General features: G+C 27.7%; 22 protein-coding genes. 1 reads left to right on the forward strand and 21 read right to left on the reverse strand.

Going from position 1 to position 22,633, the window contains the following annotated elements; all coding sequences use genetic code 11:
- Nucleotides 1-424 precede the first annotated feature (424 nt).
- The 21 genes from F811_RS17110 to pbpC all read right to left on the reverse strand — a co-directional run bounded on the left by F811_RS17110 (nt 425) and on the right by pbpC (nt 20,308).
- A complete protein-coding gene (locus F811_RS17110; protein WP_020004411.1) occupies nt 425-556 on the reverse strand; it encodes a hypothetical protein in 132 nt (43 codons plus the stop codon).
- A gap of 3 nt (nt 557-559) precedes the next feature.
- Nucleotides 560-1,015 carry a hypothetical protein gene (locus F811_RS16025; RefSeq protein ID WP_020004412.1) on the reverse strand — a complete coding sequence of 152 codons (456 nt, stop codon included), beginning with the start codon at nt 1,013-1,015 and terminating at the stop codon, nt 560-562.
- Between the two features lie 137 nt (nt 1,016-1,152).
- Nucleotides 1,153-1,872 (reverse strand): periplasmic-type flagellar collar protein FlbB, encoded by a 720-nt coding sequence (locus F811_RS0106225; RefSeq protein ID WP_020004413.1) that lies wholly within the window; start codon nt 1,870-1,872, stop codon nt 1,153-1,155.
- 198 nt (nt 1,873-2,070) lie between these two features.
- Nucleotides 2,071-2,682 carry an acetate uptake transporter gene (locus tag F811_RS0106230; protein WP_020004414.1) on the reverse strand — a complete coding sequence of 204 codons (612 nt, stop codon included), beginning with the start codon at nt 2,680-2,682 and terminating at the stop codon, nt 2,071-2,073.
- A 368-nt stretch (nt 2,683-3,050) separates the two neighbouring features.
- Nucleotides 3,051-4,205 carry a fused response regulator/phosphatase gene (locus F811_RS0106235; protein WP_020004415.1) on the reverse strand — a complete coding sequence of 385 codons (1,155 nt, stop codon included), beginning with the start codon at nt 4,203-4,205 and terminating at the stop codon, nt 3,051-3,053.
- Between the two features lie 18 nt (nt 4,206-4,223).
- Nucleotides 4,224-5,540 carry an FtsW/RodA/SpoVE family cell cycle protein gene (locus tag F811_RS0106240; protein WP_020004416.1) on the reverse strand — a complete coding sequence of 439 codons (1,317 nt, stop codon included), beginning with the start codon at nt 5,538-5,540 and terminating at the stop codon, nt 4,224-4,226.
- Complete coding sequence (gene mrdA, locus F811_RS0106245) at nt 5,533-7,542, reverse strand: penicillin-binding protein 2 (RefSeq protein ID WP_020004417.1); 2,010 nt, start codon at nt 7,540-7,542, stop codon at nt 5,533-5,535. The genes F811_RS0106240 and mrdA overlap by 8 nt, the downstream gene beginning before the upstream one ends.
- A 209-nt stretch (nt 7,543-7,751) precedes the next feature.
- The gene (locus tag F811_RS0106250) at nt 7,752-8,249 is read right to left on the reverse strand and encodes an NAD(P)H-dependent oxidoreductase (protein ID WP_020004418.1); all 498 of its coding nucleotides are present in this window, start codon (nt 8,247-8,249) and stop codon (nt 7,752-7,754) included.
- Between the two features lie 24 nt (nt 8,250-8,273).
- Nucleotides 8,274-8,933 (reverse strand): DUF4405 domain-containing protein, encoded by a 660-nt coding sequence (locus F811_RS0106255; RefSeq protein ID WP_020004419.1) that lies wholly within the window; start codon nt 8,931-8,933, stop codon nt 8,274-8,276.
- A gap of 50 nt (nt 8,934-8,983) precedes the next feature.
- Nucleotides 8,984-9,670, reverse strand: coding sequence for a flavodoxin (locus F811_RS0106260; protein ID WP_020004420.1), 687 nt, complete (start codon nt 9,668-9,670; stop codon nt 8,984-8,986).
- A 104-nt stretch (nt 9,671-9,774) separates the two neighbouring features.
- Nucleotides 9,775-10,389 carry a flavodoxin gene (locus F811_RS0106265; protein WP_020004421.1) on the reverse strand — a complete coding sequence of 205 codons (615 nt, stop codon included), beginning with the start codon at nt 10,387-10,389 and terminating at the stop codon, nt 9,775-9,777.
- A 148-nt stretch (nt 10,390-10,537) separates the two neighbouring features.
- Nucleotides 10,538-10,969: a cyclophilin-like fold protein gene (locus F811_RS0106270; RefSeq protein WP_020004422.1), complete on the reverse strand. Its 432-nt coding sequence runs from the start codon at nt 10,967-10,969 to the stop codon at nt 10,538-10,540.
- Nucleotides 10,970-11,049: 80 nt separating this feature from the next.
- Nucleotides 11,050-11,607, reverse strand: a complete 558-nt coding sequence (locus F811_RS0106275; protein ID WP_020004423.1) for a flavodoxin — start codon at nt 11,605-11,607, stop codon at nt 11,050-11,052.
- Nucleotides 11,608-11,718: 111 nt separating this feature from the next.
- Complete coding sequence (locus F811_RS0106280; protein ID WP_020004424.1) at nt 11,719-12,558, reverse strand: carboxymuconolactone decarboxylase family protein; 840 nt, start codon at nt 12,556-12,558, stop codon at nt 11,719-11,721.
- Between the two features lie 18 nt (nt 12,559-12,576).
- Nucleotides 12,577-13,422, reverse strand: coding sequence for an aldo/keto reductase (locus tag F811_RS0106285; RefSeq protein ID WP_020004425.1), 846 nt, complete (start codon nt 13,420-13,422; stop codon nt 12,577-12,579).
- 115 nt (nt 13,423-13,537) lie between these two features.
- Nucleotides 13,538-13,966, reverse strand: coding sequence for a cyclophilin-like fold protein (locus F811_RS0106290; protein ID WP_020004426.1), 429 nt, complete (start codon nt 13,964-13,966; stop codon nt 13,538-13,540).
- Between the two features lie 36 nt (nt 13,967-14,002).
- Nucleotides 14,003-14,527, reverse strand: coding sequence for a (R)-mandelonitrile lyase (locus F811_RS0106295; RefSeq protein ID WP_020004427.1), 525 nt, complete (start codon nt 14,525-14,527; stop codon nt 14,003-14,005).
- Between the two features lie 100 nt (nt 14,528-14,627).
- Nucleotides 14,628-16,250, reverse strand: coding sequence for a ComEC/Rec2 family competence protein (locus F811_RS0106300; RefSeq protein ID WP_020004428.1), 1,623 nt, complete (start codon nt 16,248-16,250; stop codon nt 14,628-14,630).
- 9 nt (nt 16,251-16,259) lie between these two features.
- Nucleotides 16,260-16,826, reverse strand: a complete 567-nt coding sequence (locus F811_RS0106305) for a TetR/AcrR family transcriptional regulator (protein ID WP_020004429.1) — start codon at nt 16,824-16,826, stop codon at nt 16,260-16,262.
- A 72-nt stretch (nt 16,827-16,898) separates the two neighbouring features.
- The gene (locus tag F811_RS0106310) at nt 16,899-17,666 is read right to left on the reverse strand and encodes a FecR domain-containing protein (RefSeq protein ID WP_020004430.1); all 768 of its coding nucleotides are present in this window, start codon (nt 17,664-17,666) and stop codon (nt 16,899-16,901) included.
- 74 nt (nt 17,667-17,740) lie between these two features.
- Entirely contained in the window at nt 17,741-20,308 is a 2,568-nt protein-coding gene (gene pbpC, locus F811_RS0106315; protein ID WP_020004431.1) for a penicillin-binding protein 1C, read from the reverse strand.
- A gap of 466 nt (nt 20,309-20,774) precedes the next feature.
- On the opposite strand from pbpC, the gene F811_RS0106320 reads away from it, so the two are divergent.
- Nucleotides 20,775-22,616, forward strand: a complete 1,842-nt coding sequence (locus F811_RS0106320; protein ID WP_020004432.1) for a methyl-accepting chemotaxis protein — start codon at nt 20,775-20,777, stop codon at nt 22,614-22,616.
- Nucleotides 22,617-22,633: the final 17 nt, after the last annotated feature.

Consider the following 22,633-nt stretch of genomic DNA (forward strand, 5'->3'; position numbering starts at 1 on the left):
AAGCTTCTAAAATAGGATTAAGATCTAAATATATTGTAACTGTTAAAGATGCTTTGTACTTATCAAAAGAGTGTATACAAAAATATCCTACAAATCAAGTACCTGAAATTAATGCGATGAAAAGGAATGTGTATTTTCCAATTGCTGTTAGATTGTAATAGTTTTATAAATATATTAAAATGAGTTTTTTTCATCGTTTTACATATAAAAATTATTAAATTAATTGCATAATGTGTTGGTTCTTTTTCTTTTTACATTTCACTAAATACCGCTTTATCCCGTTAAATCCCGCTTATTCGCTGTTGTGTGATGGTCTATTGCTTGGATTTATCACATACTATTTTACTTCCTAACATTTTTATAATGATGCAGTAAATATTAATACAATTTTTTTCATAGCTAATAATTTTCAAAATATAATTTTTTATATATCGAGGCTCAATGATTTTGCTATCATATCCATTGTAACATCCTTATATAGAGTTTTATTAGGCACTACATTACCATTAAATTGTTTAGGGGTTATTTTTAATTCATTAGTATTTTCTGTATTCATGTTTTAGGCAGCTTGTAAAATCATACTTGTTTTATCTAAATATACTTTTTTATCATCATTATATTTAAATGTTATATACATTCTCACATTTGACATAAGGTTATGCTCTATAGTAAAATAATTGTCTTTATAAACTATATTGCAAATAAGTCCTTCTATATTTTGATTATAGCTTTTAAAAGCAATATTGCCAATATATTTATACTGATTATTTTGTTCTATTTGAAATAAAGAATAATAATACCAGTAATTATTTTTTAATATTACCATCTCATATGATGAATTATCAGTAAATCTAATTTTTCTAATGGCATAAACTGACAGATCTTTATTGTTTTTTAAATTTCCATTTTCAGTAAAATATTTTTCATTTACTTTTATAGGTTTGCCGTCAATATTTTGAGAATAAAGATTAAAAGAAAATATAATAACAAATATTAATACAAATCTTGTTAACATAGATAACAAACTCCAAATTATAATAAATGAAGTTATACCCTATAACCCTTTATTTGTCAATATTTAATGATTGTTAAAATAAAAAAGCCATTCCTAAAATATTTAGAAACGGCTCATTATTTTTTAGTATATAATTTTTATGCTCCCATATCCATTATACCATCATTAAGCATAGCATCATTATTGTCTGGCATGTATGACGGGAAGTCATTAGGTGAAGAAGGTACTGTATTGTTACCCGGATTGGATCTTGCTTCATATTTCTCTAATATTCTAGCAGCAACAGTAGCGTCCATCAAACTTAAAAGGTATGAAGTAGTACTGTTTCTTCCTTCAGCAGCAGCTATAGAATCCATTTCAAGAAGTACATCTATTACCAAATCATCAGAGCCGTTTGCAGCAAGCTGATTAAGCAAAGCTACAGAGTTTTGAGGAGGCATGCTGTTTATTTTGTTTGCTAAATCTGAAAGTACTAATTGATACTGTGAAGATTCGTCCATTGTTGCCTGATAATTAGACCAAGCATTTAATAGATTTTGTCTGTCTTGTTCTATCAATTCAGACTGAGTATTTAATTCTAATGCTCTGCTTGCTATTAGAGATTCCTGAGCCTGTAAATCTTTTTCTCTTAAGTTAAAAGATTCTCTCATTTTATTTAAATCATCTCTTGCAAGTAGAGACATATCTTCTACTCTTTGCTTTTGAGTAAATCTGTTAAAAAATCCTGGTACATTAGGAGCTATTTTATTACGCATTAATGTGTAGTAATTCACAACTCCGAAAATATCAAACATATAGAGTAATGCTATAAATGCTATTAAATTGACTATAGTTAAAATTGCTATTTTAAATCTCATAACCCTTAATCACCTTATAATATTATTACAACATAATATAGATAAAACAATAATATGTCAACTAGATTTTGTTATCATAATTATTATCGTAATAATAAAATATTTAGTTATCATATTTTTTTTATTTTGTACAAATAAAAATAATAAAAAAAGAGGCTTTTTATTAAGCCCCTTTTATATATATGCCCTAATTTTATCTTATTTCTTAAATATGCCTAGAGGTTTTCCCACAGGAAGTACAACTCTTCCTAAATTTTTGTTTAAAACTCCAGCAGCAGCACCATAAAAACCTAATAAAGCAGCAGCAAGTTCTGAAATACCAGCTATTATTTGAGTTTCTTTTACTGCTATTCCTAAGTAATTTAATGCCATAGCCACTAAAAGTACATCTACAGCAACAAATATGAAGAATAATACTTTATGAGCTTCAGCAGCACCGAAAGTCAAAGGTCCTACAAGAAATAAATAACCTATACATACAACTCCGAATTGTCTCATATCTATAGTACTTTTCATTTCTTCTCCAAATACTCCCAAAGTAGTAAGCCAAATAAAGGCTACAGCTATCCAGAATAATCCGAAAGAACCAAATACTGTTGCCCCAAATACGTTTTCTTTTTTGAAGTCAACAATAGCAGCAACAAATTGTGTTATACAGCCAAGAAATATAGCCCAAGGAATAAGCCCTGAAAATCCAGATGTAAGCCCTAATTTTTGCGTTGAAGCTACGAATGTTATTACTGCAAGACCAAATAAACCGAAAGGTGCTGGGTCTGCAAGTGTTTGTGTTACTTTTACTTCATTATTCATAATACATACTCCTATATCCTATTTTTTAAATAGTATAGAAAAAAAAACTGCTATGTCAAATTTTATGAACATAAAATGATGAAAAATTTACAAAAAATATTGATTTATGTGATTTTTTTAATTTTTTATTATTTATTAATTTTAATATATTAATTATGAATTATCATTTAATAATATATATGTTTGTATTTATATGTATTTTATTTTATATTGAGTTCACATGTAATATGATAATATAGTTAAAAAATGTAAACGGTTACTTTATTTTTATAAAAAATATTTATATATAATTAATAGATTATTATATACTGTAGAATTTGGGTATTTAATAGTGTATTATAATATAGAATAATGATAAATTTAGAATATTATTCAGTTCTTCTTAACATTATCATACTTATATCATCAGATAATATATTGTTTGAGAAAGATTTTAATTCTTTTATTATACATTCTTTTATTACATTAACATCTTTATGTGAATGTTTTATGAATGTATTTTTTAAAAGTTCATCTCCGAACATTTTGCCATTTTTATCAAATATTTCATAAGCTCCATCAGTAAATATGAATATGATATCATTATGATTTAACTGTATTTTAGTTTCAGTATATTCTGTATCTTCCATCATACCTATGAGAGGACCTCCTATATCTATTTCCATTGCTTTATCTTTAGTTTTACATATAGGTTTTGGAGATCCTGCAGAAGAGCATATTAATTCTCCTGTTTCATTATTATATATTGCGAAAAAAACAGATGCGAATAAATTTTTATCAAAATTTTCTCCTATAAAGAAATTATTCATCTGTTTTAAAAATTCAGCGGGCTGAGTATTTTTAGAATCTATAATAACATGCGAATCAAAAAAGGATTTTATAAGTATGGTAAGCATACTAGCAGCCACTCCATGACCTGATACATCTGCAAGAAGTATAGCATACCATCCGTCATTAATCGATTTTATACCGCTATAATCTCCAGACACTTCGTTAGGAGCATAATGAAATATTGACATATCATTTTTTGGTATAGAAGTATTACCATAGGAGAGAATAGATTTCTGCAGTTTTGAAGCATATTCAATATCCTGTTTCAATATATTCATATACATAAGGTTAGATTCTATAGCTTTTTTTAGTCTTATATATGCTTTCATTTTTGCTAATAATATATCGGTGTCCATAGATTTAAGAAAAAAGCCATCAGCGCCGCATTCATAAGATTTTAAGCATTCACTTTTATTGTCAGTTGCAGTTAAAAACAAAACGGCTATATTTTTTAATATATTATCATTTTTTATATGTTCAGAAAGCCTTGAAGCACCTGAATTTGGAAGCATATAATCTACAAGTATGCAGTCTGGTATTTTATCATAAGCCATGTTTAGAGCATCTTCATATGATAGGGCTATATAAGATAAATACCCCGATTCTTTTAAAAACTTCTGTAAAAAACTTGCATAATCTATATTAGAATCTGCTATTAAAACTTTTTCTGTTAAAATATTACTATTTTTCATATTAACTGCTTATCAATTTTAGTGGACATATCTTCTAGCTTCTACATTAAATATTAAACCTATAGAAATAGAAAAAGTCCATATTGATGACCCTCCGCTGCTTATAAAAGGCAATGTTAATCCAGTAATAGGCATCATACCTACAACCATGCCTATATTAATTATAACATGGCATAAAAACATGGCAATAACCCCAGATACTATTAATGCCCCTAATCTATCTTTGGCAAAATATGCTGCCATAGTTCCGCGTATAAATATAACTGCATATGCTAAAACTACTAAAGCACTTCCAACAAATCCCCATTCTTCGCATATATTTGAAAATATAAAGTCATTTACCTGCTGCGGTATGAAATTTAATTGAGATTGGCTTCCGCTTAAAAATCCTTCCCCAAATAATCCTCCGCTTCCTACAGCTATAAGTGACTGTATAATATTATATCCAGAACTTAATCTAGTTAATTGAGGATTCATAAATACTAATAATCTTTGTTTCTGATATTCTTTTAAACCTATATCAAATATTAAGGCAGCTCCCATACATAAAAATAATACAAAAAATGTAAATGATAAAAGACCTACATATTTGCTGTTCATATAAAAATTAAGCGTAATTAAAAGAGCAGATACAAAAAGAAATATTCCAGCCAAATATCCTATATATATTCTTTGGGATAAAAAGTTAAAAAGTATATTATCTATATCATCAGACATTCTTTTATATTCCAAAAACATAGGTATTGAAAGCCCTACAACACCAATACTTATTAATGCTATAATATATCTAGTAGGCACACCTCCCACAAAAAGCATTATAAATACTATAAAACAATATACTAATACAGTACCTAAGTCTGGCTGCAATAAAACTAAACCTATAGGTATTGCAATAAAAACACCAGCTAAAGCAAAGTATTTTATTTCTTTTATTTTATCTCCTATTTGATCTAAATATCCTGCTAAAAATATTATAACTACAATCTTACCAAACTCAGAAGGCTGCATACCAAATAACCAACTGCTGCTGCCGTTTACAGTAGTTCCAACCCCCGGTATTAATACAAGTATAAGCACCCCAAGCATCGGTATATATAAAGACATTCTGTGTTCGGCCAATTTTGTATAGTTAATAAACATACTTATAAATATGAGTACAATTCCAGTAGCACAGAAGAATATAAATTTCAAAAACATCCAGCTAGTTTTACCAGATTCAGGAGAATATGTAGAAGAGTATACAGCTATAGCGCCTGCTACCATTAAAAATACAACAGCTGCTAATATTTTCCAATCGAAGACAAATAATTTTTTTAATTCTTTTTTATCATTCATATTTTATCCTTTCATCTTCATTTGCATCTTTTTTATCTTCTTCTTTTTGCTGTTCTCCGTCAATATTTTCTGGATTTTCGCCGTTTTCCTGTTCTTCTTTCATTTTTTCTCTTGCTAATCTTATCTGCTCATAAATATACTGCATTCTAGCATATATAACGTTTCTAGCCTCAACAGCATTTTCTCCGCCTAATATAGAACGAAGCATTGCAGTAGCAATAGGACCAGCAGTAGCACCACCACCACCACCGCTATGCTCTAACATAACTGTAACAGCTATCATATCATCAGTAGGTCTAGGATTATAAGGTCCGAATATTGTAACCCAAGTATGGTCTTTACCTTGAGCGTTTTGAGCAGTACCTGTTTTTGCGGCCAATTTTATATGAGGAGACCAAGCACCATTTCTTGCTGTACCGCCTGATACGGCCATTCTCATACCTTCTTTTACTACTGTAAATATGTTTTTATCTATATCTAGCTTTTTGATTATAATTTTATCATTATTGTATATAACTTCATCTGTTTGAGAACTTCTTATTTCTTTAACAACATGAGGTCTATACATAACTCCGTCATTAATTATAGCTGAAGTAGACATATGTACAGCTATAGGGGTAGCAGACATGTATCCCTGACCTATAACATATTGAATAGTATCTCCGTCCCACCAGTATTCTCCGATTTTTCTTCTTTTCCAATCAGCACTAGGAACAACCCCCACTTTTTCACCTGGTAAATCTATACCTGTAATGTCTCCGAAACCTAGCATTTCAGCATATCTTTTTATGAAGTTAGGACCAAGCTCATATGCCAAGTTATAGAAATATGTATTGCATGAGAACTGAATAGCTCTGTACATATTTACATAACCATGCTGACCAGTACATCTGTAGAACCTATTTTCAAGAAGCATACCGCCTCCGCAGTATCTTGTAGTATTTACTCCTATTCTTTTTTCAGCTAAAGCTCCTACAGCAGTAACTAGTTTGAATGTTGAAGCTGGTGGGTATCTTCCTCTTATAGCTTTGTTCCAGAATGGATTTGCAGGGTTGTTAATAAGTTCTGCGTACTTTTGTCTGTCTATTTTACCTATAAATATATTAGGATCATACCAAGGAGAGCTTACCATTGCTAATATTTCTCCTGTAGTAGGTTTTGATACTATTACAGTACCTACTTGCCCTCTGATTAGGTCTTCAGCATCCTTTTGTATTTTAGAATCTATGCTTAATATAAGTTTTTTTCCAGGTATAGGCTTTCCTATTGCAGGGCTTATAGTTTCTTTTACTCTGTTTCTTGAGTCTACTATCCATTGAACATAGCCGTCTATTCCTCTAAGCTCTTTGTCATAAAACTGTTCAACACCTTCTTTACCTATTACACTGTTTCTTCTGTATCCCTCTGCCTGTTTGCTTTCAAACTCTTCCTGTGATATGTTTCCTATATATCCAAGTACATGCGTCATAGTTTCGCCAAGAGGGTAGTGTCTTACCGATTTGCTTCCGTAATAAACCCCTGGATATTCTTCAGACCTCTCTGCCAAATAACTCATTTGTGCCATGCTTATATTTTCTGATATTTCTACTGATTCATAGCTGTTTTTTGATACTTTTTCTAAACTTGATTTTATATGTCCTAAATCTATATTGAATACTTTTGAAACTCTGTATAATAATTCCTCTCTCTCAAAATAATTTTTTGGAAGATAAACTGGTATCATATACATTGTGTATGTTTTTATATTTTCAGCTACTATAATACCGTTTCTGTCATAAATCTCACCTCTGTATGCATCTATAGGTATTATCTGTTCTTTATTATTTCTTGCCAAACTGTCATAATGTTCATTTTGTATTATCTGCAGATAAAATAATCTTAATAACAGCAATGTTGTTACAAGTACCGATATTATAAATACAACTATTAATCTTTTTCTATATTTGAAGTCTTCGCTTATAATTTTTTTATCTTTATTTAATTCTATTTCTAAAAAATTCATGCATAAACCTTCTTAAAGAATTTATATAAGTAATATTATACTAACAAAAAATTTTTATCAATACTATAAGTAACGGTATTTTTTACTGTATTATTAACATTATTATTTATTTATATAATAGAATGTTTCAGCATTAAAAATAATTAATATTTAAAATACTGAAACAAATAATTTTATAATTGAAAATATTATAAACAGTTATATTAATTTTATTTTAAATACTTATGATATTCATTTAAATCCAAATTATCAGTACTAGCCTGATATATGCAATATGGATTTTCTACTTTTAAGCCTAAATATTTAAAACTTGTGTTTATAGGAGATAGTATAGTATTAATACCAAACTCCAAAGAATCATAAAAAGATTTCTCTCCGCCTGCAGTAGTAATTATTTGAAAAGTTTTGCCTTCTAAACATTTGCTTTCACTTCCATAGAGTATATCAGTTAAAACAGTATCCTCCCATTCTTTTAATAGACTTGGAGTACTGAACCAAAATAATGGAAATTGAAATACTATTTTTTCATGTTCTTTTAATAAAGATATTTCTGACTTCACATTTTCCTTACTTATTTTATTATCTTTATATATTTCATTTAAATTATGAATTGTGATATCTTTAAAATCTTTTATCGATTCTAATAATTTACGATTAACCTTTGAATCATTCCAATAGGTATGTGAAAAAATTATAAGTGTTTTCATTTTATTTTTCTCCTTTTTGATATATTAATTTATATTATTATTATTTTTTCTAATTTTTGGTAAATAGTAGCTTATAAATATAAATAAACCCATTATAGATAAATAATCCATAAAGAAAAGTATTACAGGCTCTTCATAATTAAAAAAAGCAAACTCTACAAGCAAAAACATTTTATTATATAATTCTCTTTTTATAAATGAAATAATACCATATACAGCAATTAATGAAGCTATTATTAATGCTATTTGTTTTTTTATATTTATAAACTTTTTACTTATATTGATAAACATACCCCAATGCATTCCCAAATGTGCCGACATAAATATAAATCCCCAAGAGTTTGAAATCATATGAAGACGTCTTGTAAACATTCCGCTGTTATGAATATTCAAAAATCCAAGCACCCTTTGAGAAAATAGTATTCCGCTTATCATTAATCCTATCATACATAAAAAAAGCATAGTATTAATAAATGTACTTAAAACCCTATTAAAACTATATTTTCCTTTGGGCAAGTTTTTATACCAATTAAAATTAAGTATATGATGAAGTATAAAAAATATAAAAAGAAGAAAACCCAAATATTCATGTACGGCATCTCCAGTGAAATGATATGCCATCAAAATAAAAAATAGTAAAGTCATTATTATGTCTACGATTATTTTTATTATTTTTTTACTCATTATGTATTTTTACTCCTTAATTATATTATAATTATATTCATCACAATTTTTTAATATTCCAACTTTCTAAGCCAATCTAAAACCTTATTTTTTGATGTTTTTACTTCTGGTCTGTATATTCCTATAGGCTCTAATACTTTGCAGTCATCTGGAAGTAAGTTTCTCAAATCTCTTATCGTTCTTGAAAGTCCTCCTGTTCCATGAGTACAAAATGGTATTATGGTTTTTCCAGATAAATCATAGCTTTCAACGAATGTAAAAATAGCCATAGGGCAAGTATACCACCAATTAGGAAAACCCAAAAATATAACATCATAATCATCTATATTATTAACTCTTTGAGTAAGTCTTGGTCTTTCGTTATTATCCCTTTCTTTTCTAGCTTGATTAAGACATTCATCATAATCGCTTGAATATTTATTTTCTGTTTTTATACTAAATAAATCGCCTCCTGTTTCTTCTTGTATCCAGCTAGCAATTAATGCAGCATTACCCGGAGAAAGTACGCTTGCAGAAGTTTCAGCGTCTGGGTCTATAGATGAAGGATTTTCTACTACAGTATTGTCTGCCCAAGTGAAATATGCTATTAATATTTTTGAATTGCTTTGAGTATAATTGATGTTAACATAATTATTTTGAGTATTATAATTATTATCACTTTCTATATTAGAAGTATTGTTATTTCTGCATGATATAATTATTGATAAAAGTAAAAAAATTAAGATTAAATTTTTCATATAATCTCCTTAGTATTATTTTTATGCCGCTTATTGTTTTTGGTAAGTATTTAATTTAATAAGCGGCTTCAAAAAAGTTTTATTAACAAAATGGTATCTACTGTCTATTTTTTTAAATTTAATTTTCTTATCCAAGATTTTATTATACTGTCCGAAGATTGTATATTAGAAGAGTCTAATGCCAAGCCATCTAATATATTGGCATTTTTTATCATGTTTCTAATAGTATTATATGATCTTCCAGCACCGTATCCGTCATGAGTACAAAATGGTACTATAGTTTTTGATGATAAGTTATAATCTCTTATAAATGAACGCACTGCCATTGGTACATCAGTTGCCCATACAGGATATCCTATAAAAACTGTATCATATTTGTTTATATCAATGTTTAACGGCTTTATTTTCGGAAAATAATTGTTACGCATCTCTTCATGATTTTTATCAACTAAATCGTCAAAGTTATCAGTGTATTTATCAGATGTTTCTATTAATCTTATATCAGCATTTAATTCATTTTTTATTATATTAGCAGCATATTCTGTAGTACCTACTTTGTTATTATTTGCTACAATGCTTGCTGAAGTTGAGGCGTCTATATTATCTTTAAACAAAGTGTTTCCTACTCTTGAAAAATAAACAATCAGAATTTTTGAATTCTGTCCATACCCTATGTATGTAAATACTATAGAAAACATTATAATAATATATTTTTTCATGCACACTCCTTTTTATAATAAAATTGATTTCTATATTTTATAAATGTATTGTCAGCTTTTTTGACTCAGCATATTAAAATTTATTTACAAAGGCAAGTCTAATCCCAACAAATAAATATAAAATACATTTTTACAAACTTAAAAATTTTCAGTATAAACTAAAAGTTATGTCTGCTATCCTTTCTCCGTTGTTATATAAATCATGAAAAATACTTAAATCTGATGTAACTTTTCCAATTGGTATAACCTCCATAGTAAGATTGGGATTAGATGACTGTGAGTAGAATATTGCAAGTGAATTATTTCTGGCACAGTATGTTATATCACCGTTTTGAAAATTTAATTGTCCTTTTGTTATATTTTTTGGTCTGTAGTCTATTGAGCCGTAATATTCTCTATTACCATAACCTGCCATAGAAACGGTAATTGGAAATATATTCATTATCTCTTTTGATAGTTCTGTATCATAAATAACTCCTTCCAATACTTGATTGTTTACAGTAATTTTGATTTTTGTATTCTCTTGAGCATTACATAAACTAAAAAATATAAAAAACATCATTATAATAATTTTTTTCATAAGATTTAAACTCCATAATTAATTTTGACTTGCTGACAATTAAAAATTCTTTAATCAGCAGCAAGCCAATTATAAAAGCCTTAAAGTATATTTATATTTTGAAGCCATGTTCTTATATTATTTTCTGAGCCATTAACGCTTCTTCCAGATATACTTAGATGGTTTAATATATCAGAGTTAGGGCATAAAGTTTTTATATCATTTAAACTTCTTCCCATACCGCCGCCGCCATGTGTGCATAAAGGAGCTATTTTTTTACCGCTGAAATTATGAGTTTGTAATAATTGTTTTACTGCCTGAGGGATAGTGCCCCACCAATTAGGATAACATAATATTATAGTATCATAATCTGCCAAATTATTTATATTAGCACTTAATCTCGGTAAAACATTATTATTTAATTCATCTCTTGCCTGATTTATAGTGTCATTATAATCAGTAGGGTAGCTTTCTGCAGTTTTTACTTCAAACATATCTGCCTTAGTCATGTTTTTTATCATATTGGCAGCTGTTCTCGTGTTTCCTCCCCAAGAGAAATACACTATTAAAGTTTTTGAGCTTTGAGCATGCAAGCCTCCCATTAATAATGTAGATGAAAGAAGTGCATACATTAATATTGTTTTGATAAATTTTTTCATTTTTACTCTCCTTTTAATTAATTTTTTCATTAACTTTCATAAAAAATGTATAGTTATTTTGCATTTTTTATTTATGTTATTATTAATTAATATAATTTTTAATTTATTTTATTATATATTGTTAATTACTGTTATAGCGTTCAATGTTCTTGGGTATCCTATATAAGGAAGGCATTGAGTTACAGCTTCTATCATCATATCTTTTGTGTTTCCCATAGCTATATTAGCATTTGCATGTGCTATAGCCTGAGGTTCAGCACCGCCTAAAGATATTATCATTATGAATGTTAAAAGCTCTCTTGTTTTTAAATCCAAACCTGTTCTAGTATAGAAATCTCCGAAACAGTTAGCTGATAAATAGTTCTGAATGTGTTTTTGATTAGGAGCCGCATTTGAATGAGCAGTGAGTATTGCATTTCCAAATATGCTTATCTGAGTTTCTAATCCTTTATCAAATCTTGTTTCTTCTGTAACAGTAGATTGAGATTCTATAGGAAGTGATATATTTTTTGCTTTAAAAACTTCATTTGCTTTTTCTAATGCCGCAAATACTCTTGGAAAACCTACATAAGGAGAACATTGATATAGTGCCTCTTTTATCTCTATAGGTGTAACTCCAACATTCAAAGCTATTTCTACATGATCTTTTATAAAGTCAGTGCCTTGCGAAGCTGTTAGAGAAACTAATGTTACAAGCTCTCTTAATTTTGCATCTAATGAGCCATGATTATAAACTTCGCCGTATAAAAAGTTATTGAATATACTTTCTAATTCTTCATCATTGGGTTTTGTAGAAGCTGCATCTCTTTTAAATAATTCATTATATTTACTGTTTGCTTTTTCTGTCATAGTTAGATTTCCTCCTTTGATATTGGTATTATTATTTGCCTGACAAGATAATATTGTCATTAATAAAAATATAGATAAACTTAATTTTAACATTTTTTTCATTTAATAATCTCCTTTATATTAATATTTCATATTTAATAATTGTTTTATAAACTTTTCATCTTCATTAAGAAATATTATATTTTTATTATTGTCTAAAGTTTTTATAAGATTCATATCATTATCATCTAATATAAAATCAAATATTTTAGAGTTTTCTATTATTCTCTCTTTATTAACACTTTTTGGTATAATAGGTATATTTCTTTGAGTTAGCCATCTTAAAATAACTTGAGCTGCAGTTTTATTATATTTTTTTCCTATGCTTTTTAATATTTCATTATTGAAAATATTATTACTGCCTTCTGCTAAAGGAGCCCAAGATTCTAATGTGATATTATACTCTTTCATTAATTCTTGATCTTCCCATCTTTGAAAGAATGGATGTGTTTCTATTTGATTAATAGCTGGCATTATTTTATGATTATATAAAAAATCAATTAATCTTTCTTTATAGAAGTTGCAAACTCCTATAGCTTTTATATGTCCAGCTTCGTATAATTCTTCCATTGCTTTCCAAGCGGAATAATAATTACCAAAAGGCATATGGAGCAAATATAAATCTAAATAATCTAATCCTAATTTTTCCATAGATATTTGAAACGCTTTTTTTGCTTTATCATAATCTGCATCTTGTATCCATAATTTAGTAGTTATAAACATATCTTTTCTATCTATACCGCTTTCTTTTATAGCATCTCCTACCGCTTTTTCATTCATATATATAGCTGCTGTATCTATATGTCTGTAGCCAGCTTCAATAGCATAAAGACATGCTTTTTTGCATTCTTCGTAATTGTCTATTTTGTATACCCCAAATCCAAGAATAGGCATTTCAACACCATTATTTAATTTTATATTATTCATAATCTCTCCATTTCTTAATTGTACCTATTTTATTTTTTTATTTTATCATTAGAGTTTACTCCAATGTCAATATCAAAATTACAATTTTTTATTTAATTTTATAAATTAATAATTTTTAATTTGATTTCTCTATATGAATTTCAAAATCTCCTTTCATATTTGAAAGTTTTGATATATCAGAAATATTTTCAAATCTTCCCAAATAAATTAAATTATTTGAATATCTGAAGTCTTTATAAAATATAGCCAAATTACCCCAAGGAGCATAATAAGTTATATCACCTGCTTTTGGAGTTATTCCGTCTGGTTCATTTTGAGTATTTAGTTTTTTACTCAAATATGATATTTTCTCTGTACCATTAAAATCTTCTATTTTCAAATTCATAGGCAGAAGTGATAAAAAATCATTTCCAGCATTTGAATTTGTTATTAAAGCATAAATCTCATTATCATTAAATGTTAATTTTATTCTTGTATTTTGTGTAAAAGCATTCATTGTAAATATACTCAATATAAGTAATATAAAAGTAATAGTATTTTTCATAAATAAATCTCTTATAAAAATATTTTAATTAGTTTATTATTGATTAGTATAGCTGTAATATTCTTCATCAGTAACATGTTCCATCCAAGTAACATTGTTTCCGTTTGAATCACCTGTTATAGCAACATGTTTCATATAAGAATTAGGTGAAGCTCCATGCCAATGTTTAACATTTGAAGGGCAGTATAAAATATCTCCAGCTCTAAACTCCTGAATAGGTTTTCCTTCTTCCTGAGTAAGTCCTATACCTTCAACAACTATTAAATGCTGTCCAGCTGGATGGGTATGCCATGCACTTCTTGCACCAGCTTGAAATGTAACATAAGCTACTGAGAATTTAGATGTTTCATTAGGTGCTGTTATACTTTCAACTTCAACATCTCCTGTAAAATAGTCTGCTGAACCTTTGGATTTCTTACCTTCGCCGTTTTTTATCAATACTGTTCCTTCTGGTGATTTGGCATATTCATAAATGTTTGAAGCCTCTTTACTTCCTGCATTACATGATATAGCAGTAAATATTATTGATAAAGTAAAAGTAATTAGTAAATATTTTTTCATTTTCTCTCCTTATTTGTAAAAATGTTTTATGATTATAGCATTAGAGTGAACTCCAATGTCAATATATAATTATGAGAAATTGAAAATTTTAAATAATTTTTTAGTTATTATTTTGTTTAAAAGCTATTTGATGATTATCAGTTTTACTATTAGAATTAATTTTATTTATTTTTATTCTTAGAATTATTCCTATCAATGCTATTATGAATGTGATAAATAATGCTTGATATAAATTCAATTTTATATCATATTTTAGAAAACTTATGCTGCTGAAATTTTTTGCTAAATCTATTAAAAGTGAAGAACAAAACTCTACTGTTAAAGCAGGATAAACTGATATAGGACTAAATATTATATATGAAACTATAGTTATTATCGATGATGAAAGTATTATAAATGATAAAGGCACTGCAAATATATTGGCTATTATAGAGGTTAGATTTAATATTGAAAAATGATATATGCTGAGTGGAAGAACTATTACAAGTGCGAATATATTGATAGATAAAAACGATATAGATTTTATTATGATACTTTTTATTATTTCTGAGACTTTATTATTAGTATTTTTAATATTTTTTATTATATAGAAATTAATAATAGGGTAGTAAAGAATTATTCCTAAAGTTGCTAAAAATGAAAATTGAAAGCTGATATCTTTTATAGAATTAGGATTAAGTAGAAGTATTATCAAAGCAGATAAAAATAATGCATTAATAGAGTTTCTATTTCTGTCAAAATAATATGATATAGTGAAACATACTGCCATTATACTTGCTCTTATTATAGAAACAGAAAATAAAGTAATAGGAGGATATATTATTACTGTTATGATTGCTGATATTAATATTCTTTTGTAAAAGTTTATAGGGAAAAATGATAATATTAAATATAGAATTGAAAGTATCATTGAAATATGAAGACCTGATATAGAAAGTATATGAGATATTCCAGAATCTATAAAATATTTTCTTATATGATAAGGAATGATATTTTTATCACCTATCATAATACCTTGTGCTATAGTATAGGGTATTGCATCAATATTTTCTCCAAGTGATTCTTTGATAATGTTTCTTATTTTCAGAGCATATGCATTTATATAGTTTATAATAGAAAATCCTTCTTTTTGAACAACAAAATTATTATACGGATATATGCTTGCCACTCCGTAAAGCATTCTTTCAGAAAGTACTTTTATTATAGTTTTTGAATCGTAAATATCATCATTGGTTAATATATTTTTATATAGATTTAATTTTGAAGACACTGTTATTTCATCATTAATGTATATTGGTTTTATAGAACTATTATAAAGTCTTATATTTCCTGCATAATGATACCAATTCGTACCATCATAAACTTTATCTACATAAGCAATATATCTATCTCTGAAACCTACAACTCCGTCATATGATAATATTTTTGCATTGTATGCTTTTATTGGTTTATCAAAAGTATTAAGAGGATTTTTAAATATGTTATAATATCTTGTAATAGTGTAGCTGTATCCTATAAATAAAGATGATAGTATAATTATTATTAAAGAGAGATAATAATATTTTTTTAATGCTAGTATTATTGATATAATAATTAATGTAAATGCTACTGTAACCGAAATATATGGAAATTTTTGATTTACAAATGCTAAAGAAATACCTACAGCAAAAAATAAAGTTATGTATATAATATATGTAAGCGGATATATAAAAATATTTTTCATTATATTAAATTATCTTTTGACAATTCCGTAGAATATGATATTTATAATAATATCCAAATCCTTTTCATAGTCTCCAGAATTTTTATTTTTTACCCACTCAATCTCAAAGCCTTTTATAATAGCCAAAATAGCCTCTGTAGCAAGTCTTAAATCTATATTAAATAGTCCCTTTTTTACACCGCTTCTTAATATCATTTTTATAGTGTTGTACTCTTCCTTATGATACTGTGCTCTCATATGCTCTATAAGAGTAAAGTCTTCAAATATTTCGCTATGCAATGCCTCATAAAGATTTGCTAATTTTATATAACCTTTCTGTCTTGTGAGAATATATGCTCTTAATTTGGCTTCGGCTGTGTCTTCTTTTTTTATAGCCTCGTATAATTCTTTTTTTAAGTCATTAGCTTCATTTTCAGCTATGGCAAAAAATATCTCCTCTTTGCTTTTGAAATAGTGATAGATGCTGCTTTTAGATTTATGAACCATCAAAGCTATATCGCTCATAGAGGCTTTTTTAAATCCGTACTTTTTGAATAGTCTTTTCCCAGCATTTACTATTTGTTCACGAGGCGTCATCTATATTTACCTTTTCCCTCATATTTAATTATTATTATATACTCTATTTTTTATTTGTCAAAGATGTATATATTATCTTGTTTCATTAGTAATAATTAAAGTAGTTCTGTTTTCATTAGTATTTCCAACATAATCAATAGATGCAGCTTCAGTATTATTTTCGCTTACAGTTTTATCATTATATTTTTCATAATAATTTTTAACATCAGTCATATTGGATGCTTCAGGTATTATGGTTTCAACATAAGGCATAGAAGTTACTTCAATTATATTATTTGCAAACTCTTCATTATTAGGTTCTATATCTTTAATTGATAATTTATTAGAATTGTCAATATTAACTTCTGTAAACTGAGCAATTTTAGTTCCATTAACTTCGCCTTCTCCGTATAGGAATTGAGCTTTTGTGTTTCCGTTAGTATATGATATTGCAGCCGCTCCCGATACTTTAATACTTGCATTAGAAGTTAATACTGTAATAGAGTCTGCTTTAGCATTTGATGAAGATGCAATTAAAAAATCTCCATTATCTAAAGTTAATTTTGTATTTCCAGTTTTATCATAGGATTCATCTATATTTAGAGAAGAGTTTTCTTTAACTTTGAATATATTGTTGCTTTCTAAATATGAAGTTAGAGAAGAATTATTTTCTGTGGATATATTATCTTTAGTGAATAATAAATCTCCGTTTCTTGCAGGTTTTACTATAGCCTTTTGAGAAGATATTTTTACTCTTCCTTTAACATCGACTACTTTCATATACTGATTTGTTTTATATGCCGACTGCAGTGTTAAAGCTATGGAAAGCATTAACAATATAGAAATAATTTTCTTATTCATAGATAAACTCCGTAAAATACATATTACACTATTAATATTATCGGCATTAAAAAAATTATCAATACAGTTTTTTTTTACTGTACGTATATTTTTACAGTAGAGCTTTTTATAGTCTCTCCGCTATCTGTTTTTGCCTCTATATAAAAAGTGTAATCTCCATGTTTTAATGTCCATTTTATATAATCTTTTTTTAAATCATCAATATTTGCTATTACTTCTTTGTTGCAGTATAACTCAGCAGACACTATATTTTTTGGTATGTATGATGATATGAATATATTTTGATATTCTATAGGAAGAGTGGAGTCTATTTTGTATACAGAGTTATCAGTAGGTTCTTTTATTGAAAGTCTTTCTCTTATATTGTTATATGTTTTTATTTCAGATGATGTATTATAAGAATTTATATTATTTACATTCATTTGAACTCTGTCAGCTGAATTTAAATCAAAACCATTTTCCTGATTTATATTTTCTAAATTGCTGTTTTGATTATTATTTTTTATTCTATTATATGCATAAATATTATTAACTTTTCTCCACTCTGAAGTAGGACGCTCTATTTGCTGCTCTCTTATCCAGCCGTTATATTCATTAGGAAGATTAATAAAAACTTTTTCTGTAAGAGATCCGTCAGAATTTGTTTTTATATATAAGTTATGAACATCGCATTCTTCTTTAGGCACATTTATATGAGAGAACTCTTCAACTCTTGTTTCTTTGCAGAACTCCCCTCTAAGTTTTCCGCTTATAAGGCATATTTCTCTTTTTACTATAGTATCTGGTTTATCCCATTTAGTTTCTTTCTGACTTTTATTAAGCATAGTAAATAAATCATAAAGTATAGGCACAGCACCATTTCCGCCTGTTATATTAATCATCTCACTTCCAGCAAAATCTCCAAGCCAAATACCCACTATATAATCTTTAGTATAACCTACAGCCCATGCATCTCTTGATCCTTTTGACGTACCTGTTTTTATTGCTATAGAAAATGGATACACTATTCCTTTATAGCTTCTAAAAGAACCCATTCTTGCATTTCTGTCAGATAGTATGCTTGTTATTAAATATGCACTCTCTTCTGATATAACTTTTCTAGTAGTCTTTTTAGGAAGTGTTATAACTTCTCCGTTTGCTTTTTTTAATGAAGTTATTGAGTAATGATTTATAAATGTGCCAGAGTTTGGAAATATACTGTATGCAGAAGCTAAATCTATTAAACGAACTTCAGCACTTCCTAATACTAAAGAATATCCGTAATAGTCTGGGTTTTTATCTATAGAACTTAATCCTGATTTTAAAAGTATATTCTGAAAATCTCTTATACTGTATCTTGCAAGCCATTTAACAGCTGGTATATTAAGAGAATTGGCTAATGCATCTCTTATAGTAACGGGACCTCTATATTTATGGTCAAAGTTTTCTGGTATATAATCTCCGCCGGGTGAATTAATATAAGTTTTGATATCAGCTATAACAGAAGCAGGGGATTCTCCTTTATCAAATATATATGCATACATAAAAGGCTTTAATGTACTTCCAGCCTGTCTTAATGCAACCGCTCCATTTACTGCTCCATGAGTTTCTGTATCAAAATAGTCCATAGAGCCTATCATTGAAAGCACTTCTCCTGTTTTTGCATTAAGTATCACGCATGAAATATTGCGTACATTGAAAGTATGAAGCGACTGACTTGAATTGCTTATAACTAAAACTGCTTCCTTTTGCATATTATAGTCTAATGTAGTTCTTAATTCTGTTACACCTGTATATTTTAATTGTTCTAGAGATTCTTTTGCATACATTGTAAAGTGAGGGGCTTTGAAAGTATATTTATCTTTATCATTATATATATTTAATTTTTCATTGATATATTTGTTATAATCTTCTTCTGTAATAAAGTTATTATTTTTCATCTCTCCTAATACATATATTTTTCTTGATTTTAATCTCTCTTCATATTTATAAGGATTAAACTTTGTACCAGACTTTATTATAGAAGCAAGCATTGCAGATTCATTATTATTTAAATTATTAACTTTTTTATGAAAGTACAAATCACTAGCAGCCCCAACTCCGTAGCAGTTGTTTCCAAAAAATACTCTATTTAAATATTCAGTAAGTATTTCTTCTTTTGTGAGATTTTTTTCCAGTCTTACTGCATCAAGTGCTTCATAGAATTTATTAATATATGTTCTTTCACGAGGAATTATACTTTTAGCTAGCTGCTGAGTAATTGTACTTCCTCCTGAAACTACCTTTCCGCTTATTAAGTTTGATAAAAATGCTCTTATTATAGCCTTATAGTCTATACCATTATGATTAAAGAAATTTTTGTCTTCGGCACTCACTACGGCATTAATCAAATTTGTAGATAAATCTTTATATTTTACCTCTTCAAAAAATCCTCCATGCTTTGGAAATATGGTTGATATTAGTATTGAGTTTCTATCATATATTTTTAAAGCTCTCTCTTCATTTATGGATAATTCGTCTTTTGAGAATGGTTTGTTTATATATTCCTTGCAATGTTTATAAAAGTTATATCCTTTTGGTATGAATATAATTGATAGTATTATTAAAGATAATAATATAGTATATATTATAGTTAGTGCCGTTCTTCTTATGATTTTTTCCATTGGCATTATTTTACATAAAAGAAAAAAATAGTCAAATTATTTGTGATTTTATGCTGTTTCTTTGATAGAAGTAAATAGATTAAACTGTTTCAATTTTTTTTTATAACAGTTAGTATTATAAAATATATATTATAAGTTTACACACATTTATTGTTATATATCATTTTTTATTTTTTTATGTAATATCATCTAAATACTATGTAAATATATATTTTTACTATGCTAGGTAAGTTTTAGTATCTAGTAGGTGCCTAGACAGCAAAAAAAGTAGAATTTTGCGTATATTGCATAGCAAAGCTGAAATTATAAAAATTATAAAAATATCAGTATATAGATATATAAAAATGCAGTAGGTGTAATTTAAAATATTATTTTGTAAAATTATTGACAATAGTAATTTTTTGATTATACTTATCACATATACCCTAATAGTGTTTATATGATATTATCATATTTGGAGTTTATTATGAGCAAATTTAGTAGTTTATCATTTAAATTACCTGCTATTATTATTCTGATGTCTGTATTAATGCTTGGATTTTTATTAAGTGCTTCAATTTATTTTGCCAATAAAGGTATTACTCAGAGTACATATACAGGATTTCAGAATACTGCTGAAGGATATGCTAATTTATTCGATTCCATATTAAATGCTCAAATTATGGTTTCTGTAGCATATGCAAGCAGTTCAAATATAAGAAACTTTTTAATATATAAAGATGATGCCTATAGAAGAGCTGGTTTGGTAGATTTAGATTTGTTTGTAAAAAGAAATGAGTATATAGAAAATATTTATATACTTGACACTAACGGAACTATTGTTTTAGACAGAAATAATACCTTATATGGACAAAGTATAACACAATACAGACCAAATTTATGGAATAGTTTAAGAGGCGGGGAGGAGTATGCTTTTTCTAAAAGTTTAAGACTATCTCCTACAACGGGTGAACTTACTTTAGCTTTGGGTATAGAAGTTCTTGATTTTGAAAATAGAGTAATAGGTTATTTGATAATGGTTATACAAGGTGCTGTTATACATCAGAAATATTTTGCTCATGTTCAGCTTGGAAGAACAGGAAGAATAATAACTGTAAATGATAATTCTATAATTACTATGGATACAGATCCTACTGAAATAAGTAAAGAGGCTCCTTCAGAATATACTAAAATAATACAAAGCGGATCTTTAGAAGGGCAATTCAGATATGAATTTAATAATCATATAAGAGCTGGATATTATCAGAAAATGACGGTTCAGCCTTGGATAGTTGCTTATGCTATGGACGAGGAAGAAATATATGAAATTAATAAATCAATAGTTGCTACAAGTATAATCATAGGTATAATATCTGTTATTTTTATGGCATTGATTGTATTTTTATTTACTAGAAGCATTATAAAGCCTTTAAAAATTATAGTTGAAGAAGCGAAAGAAATAGAAAGCGGAAAGCTTATTATGCATAGAAGAAAACTAAACAGAAAAGATGAACTTGGAGATTTATCACATTCTTTTCATAATATGAAATATAAGCTTATAGAGGTAATAGAAACTACACTTCATAATGCTGATAAAATGGCACAGGCTGCTAATAGTCTGGCTGCTGGTAATAAAGATTTGGCACATAAGGCAGAAAATACGGCTGCTAATCTTGAAGAAACTGCTTCTTCTATGCAGGAAATAGCTTCAGCAATAACTATGGCTACTAATAATTCTGTAAAAGGAAATGAGATGATGAGTGACTGTAAAATAGCTATAGAAAATGCAGCTTCTGTCGTTTCAAATACTGTAAAAAGCATGAATGAAGTTAATAATGACAGTGAAAAAATTAAAGATATTATAAAGGTTATAGAAGGCATTGCTTTTCAAACTAATATATTGGCACTTAATGCAGCGGTTGAAGCAGCACGTGCAGGAGATCAAGGTAAGGGTTTTGCGGTTGTAGCGAGCGAAGTTAGAAGTTTGGCACAAAATAGCCAGACTTCTGCTAAAGATATCACAGAATTAATTAATCAGGTATATGAAAAAATAAATAAAGCTAATGAAATTGTAGAAAGTCAGGAGCAGTTATTTGTAGGAATAAAAGAACAAATAGAAGAGACAGCAAGTATTATAAAAGATATAAGTTCGGCCGCTTTAGAACAGCAGTCTGGGGTAACTCAGGTTAATAAAGCTGTTATGGAAATGGATTCTATTACTCAGGAAAATGCTGCTTTGGTAGAAGAGTCTACAGCTTCTTCTATATCGCTTTATAATGATGCTAAAGAGCTTCAAAATATTGTAGGATTTTTTAGTATAGAAAAGTAAATATTGATAATATTTTG

It is taken from the genome of Brachyspira innocens ATCC 29796 (assembly GCF_000384655.1).
GTDB lineage: Bacteria > Spirochaetota > Brachyspiria > Brachyspirales > Brachyspiraceae > Brachyspira > Brachyspira innocens.

What these genes read in the sequence shown, in the direction of transcription:
- F811_RS17110 (WP_020004411.1), bottom strand. Translation starts at nt 556, where the DNA reads ATGAATACAGAAAATACTAATGAATTAAAAATAACCCCTAAACAATTT.
- F811_RS16025 (WP_020004412.1), bottom strand. Translation starts at nt 1,015, where the DNA reads ATGTTAACAAGATTTGTATTAATATTTGTTATTATATTTTCTTTTAAT.
- F811_RS0106225 (WP_020004413.1), bottom strand. Translation starts at nt 1,872, where the DNA reads ATGAGATTTAAAATAGCAATTTTAACTATAGTCAATTTAATAGCATTT.
- F811_RS0106230 (WP_020004414.1), bottom strand. Translation starts at nt 2,682, where the DNA reads ATGAATAATGAAGTAAAAGTAACACAAACACTTGCAGACCCAGCACCT.
- F811_RS0106235 (WP_020004415.1), bottom strand. Translation starts at nt 4,205, where the DNA reads ATGAAAAATAGTAATATTTTAACAGAAAAAGTTTTAATAGCAGATTCT.
- F811_RS0106240 (WP_020004416.1), bottom strand. Translation starts at nt 5,540, where the DNA reads ATGAATGATAAAAAAGAATTAAAAAAATTATTTGTCTTCGATTGGAAA.
- mrdA (WP_020004417.1), bottom strand. Translation starts at nt 7,542, where the DNA reads ATGAATTTTTTAGAAATAGAATTAAATAAAGATAAAAAAATTATAAGC.
- F811_RS0106250 (WP_020004418.1), bottom strand. Translation starts at nt 8,249, where the DNA reads ATGAAAACACTTATAATTTTTTCACATACCTATTGGAATGATTCAAAG.
- F811_RS0106255 (WP_020004419.1), bottom strand. Translation starts at nt 8,933, where the DNA reads ATGAGTAAAAAAATAATAAAAATAATCGTAGACATAATAATGACTTTA.
- F811_RS0106260 (WP_020004420.1), bottom strand. Translation starts at nt 9,670, where the DNA reads ATGAAAAATTTAATCTTAATTTTTTTACTTTTATCAATAATTATATCA.
- F811_RS0106265 (WP_020004421.1), bottom strand. Translation starts at nt 10,389, where the DNA reads ATGAAAAAATATATTATTATAATGTTTTCTATAGTATTTACATACATA.
- F811_RS0106270 (WP_020004422.1), bottom strand. Translation starts at nt 10,969, where the DNA reads ATGAAAAAAATTATTATAATGATGTTTTTTATATTTTTTAGTTTATGT.
- F811_RS0106275 (WP_020004423.1), bottom strand. Translation starts at nt 11,607, where the DNA reads ATGAAAAAATTTATCAAAACAATATTAATGTATGCACTTCTTTCATCT.
- F811_RS0106280 (WP_020004424.1), bottom strand. Translation starts at nt 12,558, where the DNA reads ATGAAAAAAATGTTAAAATTAAGTTTATCTATATTTTTATTAATGACA.
- F811_RS0106285 (WP_020004425.1), bottom strand. Translation starts at nt 13,422, where the DNA reads ATGAATAATATAAAATTAAATAATGGTGTTGAAATGCCTATTCTTGGA.
- F811_RS0106290 (WP_020004426.1), bottom strand. Translation starts at nt 13,966, where the DNA reads ATGAAAAATACTATTACTTTTATATTACTTATATTGAGTATATTTACA.
- F811_RS0106295 (WP_020004427.1), bottom strand. Translation starts at nt 14,527, where the DNA reads ATGAAAAAATATTTACTAATTACTTTTACTTTATCAATAATATTTACT.
- F811_RS0106300 (WP_020004428.1), bottom strand. Translation starts at nt 16,250, where the DNA reads ATGAAAAATATTTTTATATATCCGCTTACATATATTATATACATAACT.
- F811_RS0106305 (WP_020004429.1), bottom strand. Translation starts at nt 16,826, where the DNA reads ATGACGCCTCGTGAACAAATAGTAAATGCTGGGAAAAGACTATTCAAA.
- F811_RS0106310 (WP_020004430.1), bottom strand. Translation starts at nt 17,666, where the DNA reads ATGAATAAGAAAATTATTTCTATATTGTTAATGCTTTCCATAGCTTTA.
- pbpC (WP_020004431.1), bottom strand. Translation starts at nt 20,308, where the DNA reads ATGGAAAAAATCATAAGAAGAACGGCACTAACTATAATATATACTATA.
- F811_RS0106320 (WP_020004432.1), top strand. Translation starts at nt 20,775, where the DNA reads ATGAGCAAATTTAGTAGTTTATCATTTAAATTACCTGCTATTATTATT.